The sequence below is a fragment of the Rothia sp. QJM3NY_36 genome, assembly GCF_056173115.1.
Genome location: NZ_CM149658.1, coordinates 453025 through 464128 on the forward strand (window position 1 = coordinate 453025; position 11104 = coordinate 464128).

Consider the following 11104-nt stretch of genomic DNA (forward strand, 5'->3'; position numbering starts at 1 on the left):
CTCAGCCGCGGGGGCGGGCGGTCTCGGCCTGCACCGTGTGGGCCAGGCGCCGCAGGGAGGAGCGCCACGCGGTGGCAACCCCGGGGTGCACCTCCGGGGGCAGGGGCCCCTGGCTGAGCACCACCCGGGTGCCCGGGGCGCCGTCGACCTCCCGCTCCAGGAACTCGATGCGGTGCAGCACCTGCGCGTCGCTGGCCTGCCCGTCCGGGCCGGGCAGGGACTCCCGGTGCTCCAGCAGCTGATCCGGGACCACCGAGACGAACGTGGAGTACAGGGGCACCGCCTGGCCGGGGTTCTCGTGGTGGACCATCGCCAGCCGCAGGATCCCGCCGGGGCGGGCGTCCAGGGAGATGGTGTGCACCGGGACGATCCAGCCCTCGGGGCCGTACCAGGCGGCCAGGCGCAGCGGATCCAGGAACGCCGCGTAGACCTCCCGGCGCGGGGCCCGCACATCCTGGGAGACGGAGACGATCTGGCGGGCCGGGACCGTGGCGAGGATGCTCATGCCCGCCCCTTCCCGGCCGACGCCGCGTCACCGGATGCCGCCGCGCTCGGCGCCGCACCCGGCGTCGTGCGCGCGGCGTAGTACCGGCCCAGGAACTCGTCCCGGTAGGCGAAGTAGTCTCCGGAGGCGATGGTCTCCCGGGCGGTGTCCACCATCCGCACGATGAACCGCTCGTTGTGGATCGAGGCCAGGGTCGCGGCCAGGCGCTCCTTCGCCTTGAACAGGTGGTGCAGGTACGCGCGGGTGTAGTGGGTGCAGGTGTAGCAGTCGCAGCCGTCCACGATGGGGGAGAAGTCCGTCTTGAACCGGGCGTTGCTGACGTTGAAGCGCCCGTCCGGGGAGTAGACCGCGGAGGTGCGGGCCACCCGGGTGGGGGAGACGCAGTCGAAGGTGTCCGCCCCGTTCTCGATGGCCACGAAGATGTCATCCGGCTCGGAGATGCCCAGAAGGTGGCGCGGCTTGGCCTCCGGCAGCTCCTCCGAGCACCACCGCACGATCGTGCCGAGGTTCTCCTTCTCCAGGGCCCCGCCCAGCCCGAAGCCGTCGAAGCCCATCGCGCCCAGGTCCCGGCAGGCCTTCCGGCGCAGGTCCTCGTACTGGGCGCCCTGGATCACCCCGAACAGCGCCTGGTAGGGCTTTCCGGCCCGCTGCTCGGTGAGTCGGCGGTGCTCGGCCACGCAGCGCAGCGCCCAGAGGCGGGTCCGCTCCAGGGCCAGCTCCTGGTACCCCCGGGAGTTGTAGAGGGTGGTCAGCTCGTCGAAGGCGAACATGATGTCCGCGCCCAGCTGATGCTGCACCCGCATCGAGACCTCCGGGGTGAAGCGGTGCCGGTCCCCGTTCAGATGCGAGCGGAAGGTCACCCCGTCGTCGTCCACGTAGGCCATGCGCTCCTTGCCCGCCGCGACGTCGTCATCGCCCACCGGGCGCCCATCCGAGCCGACGGCGCCGGTCATGGTGCCCATGTCGATGACCTTCTTGAACCCCGAGCCCAGGGACATCACCTGGAAGCCGCCGGAGTCGGTGAAGGTGGGGCCGGGCCAGTTCATGAACGCGCCCAGCCCGCCCGCGGCGTCCAGGACCTCCGGGCCCGGCTGCAGGTACAGATGGTAGGCGTTGGCCAGCAGCGCCTGCGCCCCCAGCTCGGCCATGGATTCGGGCAGCACCGCCTTGACGGTGGCCTGGGTGCCCACGGGGATGAACGCGGGGGTCGCGATGGATCCGTGCGGGGTGGTGATCACCCCGGTGCGGCCCAGGAACCGTCCGCCGTCGTTGCGCTCGCGGGCGCTGCGGGTGCCGCGGGCGTCGTCGGTCTCGGCCAGGCGGGCGCCGACGGCGAAGCCGAAGGCGGCGGTTCCGGACGGCGGGGCGGTGTTCTCTGCGGGTTCGGCGCCGGGGTTGCTGGCGGCGACGCCGGGGGTGGGACGCTGGGGGCTCTCTGCGGTCGGCACCCGTCCATCCTACGGGGTGGGGTGTCCGACGCCGCGGGTCCGGGGGGGGGGCGCGGGTCAAGGGCGGGGTGCCGGGGGTCTTTCCTCCGACCCCGCATTGCACTAGGGTTCCGGATACGCAGGATTGCACAAGGGTTCCGCCAACAGGGCTTCCGGAAGGGGGTGGGGCGCGATGGCGCAGCGGGAGCAGACGGCGCAGCCTCGGCGCGGCGCGGGGGCACCGGCAGGAGAGGTCGACCGGGAGACCCTCAGCGTGCGGGAGGCCGCCGAGCACCTGGGCGTGAGTCAGCGCCGAGCGCGGACGCTGATCGCCGAAGGCCGGCTGGCCGCGCAGAAGCTCGGCGGGCGGTGGGAGATCAGCAGGAGTGCGGTGCAGAACCGAGTTGCTGACGGCGCCTTCCCGGTGCGGCCGATGTCGCCGAGGTCCTTCGACATGCTGTTGGAGCGCCTGCGCAGCATGGTGGACACGGCTCAGGAAGGACGGCTGCGAGCCGATGCCGTCGAACGGCTTCGTGTGGAGCGTCGGCTGCAGCAGCTGCGATCTGCCGCCGAGCCCGCCCGATTGCTTCGCGCCTGGTCCCGCGGCCTGTGGCCGAAACCGGAGATCCGGTGGGTTGCCCCGGATCCGGACCTGTTGGACCGGCTCCCGTTGACCGGGGTGAGCCACCCCGGTATCCGCATGTCCGTGCCCGGTGAACTGGAAGTGCAGATGCGGAAGATTCCCACCGAATGGTCGAGGGAGCGCATGGCGGAAACCCCGGTGAAGCTGGTGATCCATCGCCGGGACGCTGCTCCTGACCTGATGACCGCTCTGGTGGATCTGGCGCATCGACCCGGCGTCCGTGAGGACCGGAGGGTCGCAGAAGTGGTGCGGAACGGGGCATCATGACCCCGAACATCGTGGTGAACGCGCCGTACCTGGTCGAACGCCAGCGCCGGGGCTGGTCCACGCTCTTCGCCCTGTACCGGGAGATGCCCTCCGGATGGACCGTCATCGGCGGGCAGATGGCCCAGCTGCATGCCTGGGAGCGTGGTGTCGCGCCCGCGCGGACCACGGAAGACATCGATGCCGGTCTGGGCTATCGGGAGGTCCCGGAGATCGGAGTGACCGCCAGCCGGTTTCTGCAGGACGCAGGGTACCGTCCGGTGCTCACCAACCCGGACGGGCCGCAGGTCCGGTGGCGCAGAGACGATACGGAGATCGATCTGCTGATCCCCGTCAATGCCGGCAGATCCAAGCACGATGTCCTCGGCCGGCGCCTGCTGGAGGGGCACGGCATCCAGCAGGCCCTCGACCGGAGCGAAGCGATCACCTTGAGAATGGTGGACGGTGAGGAGGGGATGGTGCTGCGCCCTACGCTGTACAGCAGCCTGGTCGCCAAGTGCGCGGCTCTGTCCAACACCAGCGACAGCGAATGGGACAGGCACGTGGACGACATCCTGTTCCTGGCGCAGATGCTGGATCGGAAAGAAGTGGAGGTCGGGCAGATCCGTCCTCGAGACCGGCAGCACTTCCTGCGAGCGAAGAATCGCCTGGAGAGCCAGCTTCGGGCGGGCTCACTGCACGACCCGGATGCGGTGAGGCGGATCAGCGCCCTCGCAGAAGGCGCCGTCCCTTAGCTTCCGGATCAGCACCGACCCCAGCCCATGTGCGCCAGGGCCCGGTGCACCAGGTCTCCGCCGCCGCCCTCGAACTCGGCCTGCACCTGCGCGTCCATCGCCTCCTCGGGCGTGAACCAGGTCAGTTGCAGCGCGTCCTGACGGGGCTCGCAGTCGCCCTGCACCGGGATCACGTAGCACAGGGCCACGCTGTGCTGGCGCTCATCGGTCAGCCCGGACTGTGAGGGGCTCGGGAAGTACTCCGCGACCGTGAACGGGGTCAGGGAGGCCGGCAGCTGCGGCATCGCCAGCGGCCCCAGGTCCTTCTCCAGGTGGCGCAGCAGGGCCGCGCGGATCGTCTCCCGGTAGTGCACCCGCCCGGAGACGAAGGAGCGCACCATCTCCCCGTCCTCGTTGGGCCGCAGCAGCAGCCCGACCTCCACGACGTTGCCCAACGGGTCCAGGACCACCGGGATCGCCTGGACGTAGACCATCGGCAGCTTCCGACGGGCGGCGGCCAGCTCCTCCTCGGTCAGCCAGCCGGGGACGGGATCCGGGGTGCGCACAGTGCTCATGCCTCGGTTCTATCGCACCGGGAGGGCCCGGGCCACCCCCGTCAGGCCCGGACCGGGAGGTTCGGCTACCCGCTGAACGCCGGATCTCAGCTCAGCCGGGCGGCGGCCTCCAGGATCGTCCAGGCCTGCACCTGCGAGGACAGCTGCACGGGAGCCCCGGCGGGCAGGGTCTGCGACGTCGGCCGGGAGGCGTCCGGGGAGAACACGGCCACCGGCGTGCCCCGCACCTCGGTCACATCCACCCCGTCCTCGTTCAGCGGCAGGTCCGGGTCGAACTCCCGGCGCCCGGCCCACAGCAGCTCCGCGGTGGCCAGCACCAGATCCCGGGCGGTGGCCCGCGCGGTGGAGGCCAACCGGGTGTCCCGGGCCGCCTGGGTGAGGTACCGGGCGAGGATCCCCGCGAACAGCCCCGCATCCCCGGAGCCCCGCGTGTTGAGGATCCGCACCGGGGTGCCCTCCACCTCGAGGCTCGTGGTCATCTTCTCCGCGATCAGACCGATCAGCTCCTCCGCGTGCTCCAGGTCCGCCCCCGGGGTCTCCAGCAGGGCGCCGAGCACCGTGCCCTGGTTGTAGGAGTACAGGTTGCGCTCCACCCGGTGCTCCACGGTGCCGTCCTGCTGCGCCACCAGCTTGATGCCGTCCCAGTAGCCCTGGCCCTCGGCGAACAGCCGCTCGCGCAGCCAGTCCAGCAGCCGCTGGGAGGTCTGGGCCTGCCCCGCGTGGGCCAGGGCGATCGGCGCGGTGGCCGGGGTGTTCTTGAAGTCCAGCTTCTTGGACCAGAACGCGCCCCCGCCGGTCTCGGCCGTGATGGCCCGGCGCAGCTGCGGGTACAGCGTCCGGGCGGCGTCCTGGGCCGGGGCGCTGCCCTCGCCATCGACCTTCCGGCTCAGCGCATCCAGGCGGCGCACGGCCAGGGTCAGCCAGGCCATGTCGTCGAAGAACGAGTTCACGTAGGTGCCGCCGTTGTGCCAGCGGATGCCGCGCAGCAGCCGACGCCCCCGCTGCAGCCACTCGCGGGCCAGCTCGGAGCGGTGCTCGCGGTGCGCGCGCAGCCCGGCGTCGACGATCGCGTCCAGCAGGTGCGTCTGCCACCAGTAGTTCCAGCCCAGCACCTTCGTCTTCAGCTCCTTCGGCGCGGGCGCTGCGGGCTCGCCGATCAGGGTCCCGGGGACCCCCAGCAGGCGGTGGGTGAACAGCTCGAGGACGGAGTGCGCGGCAAGCTCCGCCCGCTGGGAGGCCTCCTCGCGGGCAGAGGCGACGGAGCGCTCGCGGTGCCGGGCCGAGCGCGGGCCCTCCGACGCCGCTGATTCCCCGTCGGCTGCGGGGCCCCTGTGGGGTGCCGGTTCCCTGCCGGTCGCAGTGCGCGCGGCCCGGTCCTGCGGGGCGCCGGCGCTTCGGTTCTGCGGCGCGCGGGGGTCGGAGTTCTCGGCCACGGCGGCCTCCTTCACGGGTCGGGTGCCTCCAGCCTACGGCGGGAGCGCAGGGTCAGGGGCGCGCCGGTCACCGGATGCCGCACCCGCAGCTGACGGGCCAGCAGTGCCAGCGGGACCTCCGGGGTTCCGGCGACGTCGGTCGGTGCGGGTCCGTAGAGGGGGTCGCCGAGGATCGGGCGCCCGAGCCCGGCCAGGTGCACCCGGATCTGGTGGGTGCGTCCGGTCAGCGGCCGCGCCTCGTAGAGCCCGAGGTCGCCGTCGCGGGCGGCGAGCAGGCGCACCTCCGTCACGGAGTTGGCGGCACCGGGAATGCTGAGCACCCGCAGGGAGCCCTCCGGCTTGACCAGCCGGGAGCGCACCCGCAGGGGCGGATCGGGGGCAGCCGGCATCGCCACCGGGTCCTCCGACATGCCCTCCGCCGGCTGGGGCCTGAGCGGAGCCAGCAGCTCGTAGACCTTCTGCGCCTCCCGGGCCTCGAACTGGCGCTGCAGGGGCCCACGGGCCTCCCGGGTCTTGGCCAGCAGCAGCACCCCCGCGGTGAGCCGATCCAGCCGATGCACCGGGGAGATCAGCGCGGCCGCGGGGTCACCGTCGCGTTCCCCTTGGGCCCGCAGCAGGGTGACGACGGTCTGGCGCACGAAGCCGCCGCGTGGGGTCACGGCCAGCCCGTGGGGCTTGTCCACCGCCAGCACGTGCTCGTCCTCGTAGAGCACCGGCAGATCCGTGGGCACCGGAGGCTCGGAGGGTAGCGGACGGAAGACCCACACGTGCCCGCCGGGACGGTAGGAGGCGTCGGCGCCCAGGGGCTCGCCGTCGGGCCCGAAGACGGCCCCGCGGGCGAACAGAGCGGCGGTGTGCTCGACGTCGTGCGGCGGGAACCGGTGCGTGAGGTACGCGGCGACGGTGTCGTGGTGCTCATCGTTGGGCAGCCGGATGCGGGTGGGGGAGACGCCCGCTCGTGGTGGAACCGGGCAGACGGGACGGGATCGGCGGGCCATCACCGGGTACCGCGGGGCCGCAGCCCGGCGTCGTCCAGGGTGGCCCGCAGGATCCCGGGCAGGTCATAGTCGGTGTGCTTGACCTCCGGCAGCTCATGCCGGACGATCCCACGCCATCCGGCCCGGCGGTAGGCGCGGATCCCCTCGGCGGCTGCGGCCTGCGCGGACCACAGCGGTCCGGAGCCGTCGGGGGAGCCGTCGGCCTGCCCGATCCACCAGTGCAGGGGCAGGTGGGCGGCGGCCTCGGGCGGAGGCTGCGGGGTGGCGCGGGTGCCGCCCCCGGCGACCATGATGGCCCCGCCGCGCAGCCAGGCCGGGGCCCGGTGGGCGAGCAGGTCGAAGGTCAGGAACTCGGCGCCCCCGGAGTAGCCCATGACCCAGGTGCGGGCGGGATCGACCGGGAGGCGACGTCGGGCCAGGCGCGCGGCGACCCGCAGCACCCGTCCGTTGGCCCGGGCCCGCACCCACCAGGTGAAGCCCTCCTTGGAGTAGCGGCGGTCCGGGGTGTCCACCGCGATCAGCACCAGGTTGCGGGCGTTGGTGATGGCCCCCAGGCGCAGCATGGTCGCGCCGGTGGGCTGATGCACCCGGGATTGGGCGGGCACCCAGTAGTCCCCGTCCAGGTAGACGACGACGCCGACCGGCCGATCCCAGCGGATGCCCCGGGCGTACACGTGGTAGCGCAGGGTGCGGCCCAGCGGCAGCCGGAAGGCGTGGTGCAGGTAAAGGCCGCGGGTGGGGCGGCGGGGATCGGCTGTGGTCTGCGGCGTGGCGATGCCCGTCGGGCCGGATGCCGGACTGCCCGACGGGCGGTCGCCTGACCCGCTGGAGGCCAGGGTGGCGCCGGTTGGATCGGCCGCGGATGCGTGATCGGCGGGGCTCGTGGGACCGGGTGCGGGCGCGGCGTTGGCCGGTGTGGGGCGCCGTCGGTCGATGTGCCGGGTCAGCGCGGCGCCGACGACGCGGGAGACCGCAGGGGCGAGGCGCTCGCGCAGGACGCGCGCCGTCTCCCGGTGGATGCGCCGCAGCTGGTGGTCCACGTCGGCCCCTTCCGCGCTCGCCGATTCCGGTCGGCATCAGCCTAGCCCGCCCCGTCGGCCCCGGCTCACGGGCGGGATGCGCACGGCTCGCGGACCGGATCGTGCGAGATGCACCGGATCATCCGGCCCACGATGCACGATCCGGTCCGCGCCCGCCGGCCACGGCACCCTCGTTTCCTGACACATGCGGATAGGCTGCGGGAAGATGCCGCCCGTCGATGCGGGAGCCACCTCCGAGGAAAGCGAGGACCATGACCGAGGCGACGCCGACCACCCCCGGCCCTCTGGGACGCATGGAACTGGCCGTGGGTCTGTACGAACGGCTGATCGATCGGGATCTCGACGCCGCTCTCACGGCCGCGCCCCACCTGATACCGGTCCGCGAGCGCATCGATCCCGCTGATCTGCCCCACATCCTGGCTCGTCACCTGGGACGTCAGATCAGCGATGCTCTGCAGCAGCTGCCGGCGGATCAGCGCCGCGAATTCGCCAATCGACTTCTGCGAGTCGTTCCCGATGACACCGGGGGCGCCCAGCTGCCGCCCGAGGCGCAGCTGCTGACCCAGGTCCTCGAGGAGGATGCGCAGCCGCTGCGTCGTCCCGCGACTCCGCTGTCCGACGTCGCCCTGCTCACCAACGCCCCGGCGGATCCTTCGCTGCACGCGGAGCTTCGCACGGAGATGCTGAGCTCCGAACGGGTGGATCTGCTGTGCGCCTTCATCAAGCGCAGCGGAACGCGTCTGCTGCGCGACGGGTTTGAGGACCTGCGACGGCGCGGGGTGCCGCTGCGGGTGCTGACCACTACGTACATCGGTGCGACGGATCGACGGGCCCTGGATGAGCTGGTGCGGGAGTACGGGGCGCAGGTGAAGATCAGCTACAACGCCCGGTCCACCCGGCTGCACGCGAAGGCATGGCTGTTCCACCGCGGGACAGGCTTCCACACCGGGTACGTGGGCAGCTCCAATCTCAGCCGCGATGCCCTGCTGGACGGACTGGAGTGGAATGTCCGCATCTCGCAGACCGCGACCCCGGCCCTGATGGAGAAGTTCTCGGCCACATTCGACACCTACTGGAATGACCCGGCCTTCGAGGACTATGACCCGGACCGGGACGGCGACCGCCTGGACGCGGAGCTGATGCTGGCCTCCGGTCGAGGAAGAGCCGACGGTGCGAGCCCGCGACTGTCCGGTTTGGAAGTCCGACCGTACGGTTTCCAGCGGACCATGTTGGAGGAGCTGCGCAGCGAGAGGACGGTCCACGGCCGGCACCGCAATCTGCTGGTCGCTGCCACGGGGACGGGCAAGACCGTCATGGCCGCACTGGATTACCGGGAGCTGTCGGGTGAGGCCCGGCCTCGGCCCACGCTGCTGTTCCTCGCTCACCGGCGCGAGATCCTGGAGCAGGCGCTGAGCACGTACCGGGATGTTCTCGGCGAAGGCGCCTTCGGTGAGTTGATGGTGGATGGCCACCAACCGGTCTTCGGGGAGCACGTCTTCGCCTCGGTGCAGTCGATGGGCCGTCCGGAGCAGCTGCGGCGGTGGAACCCGGACCACTTCGACATCGTCGTGGTGGACGAGTTCCACCATGCGGAGGCCGCCACCTATCGGAGGATCCTCGATCATCTGACGCCCCGAGAGCTGCTGGGGCTCACCGCGACGCCGGAGCGCACCGATGGGGTGAACGTCGCGCAGGAGCACTTCGGCGGGCGCATCGCCAGCCAGATGCGGCTGTGGGATGCGCTGGAGCGGGACCTTCTGGTCCCCTTCCACTACTTCGGGATCTGGGATGACGTGGACCTGTCCCGTCTCTCCTTCCGGCGCGGCGAGTATGAGACCCGACAGCTGGCTTCGGTGCTGGATCACCATGATGCTCGCGCCCGGAAGGTCATCAACGCGGTCCGGGACCAGGTGACGGATCCGCGCAGGATGCGTGCGCTGGGTTTCTGCGTGTCGGTGGAGCACGCCCGCTTCATGGCCCAGTGCTTCCGCCGGGCCGGTCTGCCGGCTGTGGCGCTGTCCGGGACCTCTTCCACCTCCGAGCGCGACGACGGGTTGGCGGCTCTGCGCGCCGGGGAGATCACCTGCATCTTCGCGGTGGATCTGTTCAACGAGGGGCTGGACATCCCGGAGATCGACACGGTGCTGATGCTTCGCCCCACCCAGTCCGCGACGATCTTCCTGCAGCAGCTCGGGCGGGGGCTGCGTCGGGCGCCGGGCAAGTCGGTGCTCACGGTGCTGGATTTCGTGGGCCATCAATCGGCGCAGTTCCGCTTCGACCTGAAGCTGCGGGCGCTGACCGGGCTGTCCCGCAGCCGCCTCGTGGCAGGCATCGAGCAGGGCTTCCCGTTCCTGCCGTCCGGCAGCCAGATCATCCTGGATCGGGTGGCGCAGCAGGAGGTCCTGGCCAACGTCAGGTCGCAGCTGTCCCTGAGCACCCGCGAGCTCGTCGCCGATATCCGCCAGCACACCGATCAGACCGGTGCGGAGAGCTCCCTGCGGGCCTATCTGGAGGGATCGGGACGGACGCTGGCCGATATCTACGGCGCTTCCAGCCGCAGCATGCGCGGGGAGCAGCGACCCGCCTGCTGGTCTGCGCTGGAGGTGTGGGCTCGGCCGGATGACGCTCTCCCACCGCTGTCCGCAGAATACGATCTGCTCCGGAGGATCCGGGGGCTGACGCATGTGGATGACCCGGAGCGGATCCGCGCCTACAGACGCCTGCTGGACCCCGCTCTGGATCCCCGGGTGCGGGCGGAGGATCCCTTCGCGCCGATGCTGTACTTCTCCTTCTGGCCTCAGGGCGCCCCGGAGGGCATGACTGAGGCGCTGCAGCGGCTGGCGAGATCCGTCCACGTGAGGCGTGAGCTGCTCCAGCTGCTGGACGTGTGCGAGACCGAGACGCGCGCGCTGCCGGAGAGGCTCAACGGGCCGCTGGAGAGCAGTCCGCTGCGCAGCCATGCCCGATATTCGAGGGATGAGCTCGCCGCCGCGCTGGGATTGGGCACGCGGACGAAGGGGACCCCGGGGTCACTGGTCTCCGGAGTCCGATGGTTTCCCGAGGCGCGGGTGGACCTGCTGCTGGTGACCCTGCGCAAATCGGAGGCGCAGTTCTCCCCGAGCACCCTCTATAGGGACTATGCGGTGGATGAGTCGCTGTTCCACTGGGAGTCCCAGAGCTCCACCGCCGCGGGCAGTCCCACCGGACTCAGGTATCGGACGCATGAGCAGAGAGGGTCCCAGGTGCTGCTGTGCGTGCGGGAGGCCACCGCCGGGGATATCGGCACGGAGCCGTTCACCTGCCTGGGGACGGTGCGGTATCGGGAGCATCAGGGGGAGAAGCCCATGCGGATTCTGTGGGAGCTGGACCGTCCGATGCCCCCGGAGCTCTTGGCCCACGCCCGGGCCGTCGCCTGAGATGGGACGTGGACCGGATCGTGCATCGGGGGCCGGATCATCCGGTCCGGGGAGCACGATCCGGTCCGCGGGCGGGGTGGGCACACGATC

The 11104-nt window shown here is 71.5% G+C and carries 9 protein-coding genes; 3 read left to right on the plus strand and 6 right to left on the minus strand.

Going from position 1 to position 11104, the window contains the following annotated elements; translation table 11 throughout:
- Nucleotide 1: 1 nt before the first annotated feature.
- Nucleotides 2–505, minus strand: coding sequence for an SRPBCC family protein (locus AC0VXQ_RS01970; RefSeq protein WP_058731805.1), 504 nt, complete (start codon nt 503–505; stop codon nt 2–4).
- Nucleotides 502–1824, minus strand: a complete 1323-nt coding sequence (tgt, locus tag AC0VXQ_RS01975) for a tRNA guanosine(34) transglycosylase Tgt (protein WP_404435016.1) — start codon at nt 1822–1824, stop codon at nt 502–504. Before tgt ends, AC0VXQ_RS01970 begins: the two co-directional genes overlap by 4 nt.
- 301 nt (nt 1825–2125) lie before the next feature.
- Between tgt and AC0VXQ_RS01980 the strand changes: the two genes are divergently transcribed.
- Both AC0VXQ_RS01980 and AC0VXQ_RS01985 read left to right on the plus strand, forming a co-directional pair.
- A complete protein-coding gene (locus tag AC0VXQ_RS01980) occupies nt 2126–2842 on the plus strand; it encodes a helix-turn-helix domain-containing protein (RefSeq protein ID WP_061225410.1) in 717 nt (238 codons plus the stop codon).
- A complete protein-coding gene (locus AC0VXQ_RS01985) occupies nt 2839–3573 on the plus strand; it encodes a hypothetical protein (protein ID WP_061225411.1) in 735 nt (244 codons plus the stop codon). Before AC0VXQ_RS01980 ends, AC0VXQ_RS01985 begins: the two co-directional genes overlap by 4 nt.
- Nucleotides 3574–3581: 8 nt before the next feature.
- Here AC0VXQ_RS01985 and AC0VXQ_RS01990 read toward each other — a convergent pair whose 3' ends face one another.
- The 4 genes from AC0VXQ_RS01990 to AC0VXQ_RS02005 all read right to left on the minus strand — a co-directional run bounded on the left by AC0VXQ_RS01990 (nt 3582) and on the right by AC0VXQ_RS02005 (nt 7598).
- A complete protein-coding gene (locus AC0VXQ_RS01990) occupies nt 3582–4127 on the minus strand; it encodes an NUDIX hydrolase family protein (protein ID WP_058731748.1) in 546 nt (181 codons plus the stop codon).
- Between the two features lie 86 nt (nt 4128–4213).
- A complete protein-coding gene (locus tag AC0VXQ_RS01995; RefSeq protein ID WP_244884107.1) occupies nt 4214–5560 on the minus strand; it encodes a glycoside hydrolase family 76 protein in 1347 nt (448 codons plus the stop codon).
- An 11-nt stretch (nt 5561–5571) separates the two neighbouring features.
- The gene (locus AC0VXQ_RS02000) at nt 5572–6558 is read right to left on the minus strand and encodes a pseudouridine synthase (protein ID WP_061225412.1); all 987 of its coding nucleotides are present in this window, start codon (nt 6556–6558) and stop codon (nt 5572–5574) included.
- Nucleotides 6558–7598, minus strand: a complete 1041-nt coding sequence (locus AC0VXQ_RS02005; RefSeq protein WP_061225413.1) for a hypothetical protein — start codon at nt 7596–7598, stop codon at nt 6558–6560. Before AC0VXQ_RS02005 ends, AC0VXQ_RS02000 begins: the two co-directional genes overlap by 1 nt.
- A gap of 251 nt (nt 7599–7849) precedes the next feature.
- Between AC0VXQ_RS02005 and AC0VXQ_RS02010 the strand changes: the two genes are divergently transcribed.
- Complete coding sequence (locus AC0VXQ_RS02010; protein ID WP_475528923.1) at nt 7850–11014, plus strand: DEAD/DEAH box helicase; 3165 nt, start codon at nt 7850–7852, stop codon at nt 11012–11014.
- Nucleotides 11015–11104 lie beyond the last annotated feature (90 nt).

Bases quoted from the DNA above. Each gene is read 5' to 3' on its own strand.
- AC0VXQ_RS01970 (WP_058731805.1), bottom strand. From the start codon at position 505: ATGAGCATCCTCGCCACGGTCCCGGCCCGCCAGATCGTCTCCGTCTCC.
- AC0VXQ_RS01980 (WP_061225410.1), top strand. From the start codon at position 2,126: ATGGCGCAGCGGGAGCAGACGGCGCAGCCTCGGCGCGGCGCGGGGGCA.
- AC0VXQ_RS01985 (WP_061225411.1), top strand. From the start codon at position 2,839: ATGACCCCGAACATCGTGGTGAACGCGCCGTACCTGGTCGAACGCCAG.
- AC0VXQ_RS01990 (WP_058731748.1), bottom strand. From the start codon at position 4,127: ATGAGCACTGTGCGCACCCCGGATCCCGTCCCCGGCTGGCTGACCGAG.
- AC0VXQ_RS02000 (WP_061225412.1), bottom strand. From the start codon at position 6,558: ATGGCCCGCCGATCCCGTCCCGTCTGCCCGGTTCCACCACGAGCGGGC.
- AC0VXQ_RS02010 (WP_475528923.1), top strand. From the start codon at position 7,850: ATGACCGAGGCGACGCCGACCACCCCCGGCCCTCTGGGACGCATGGAA.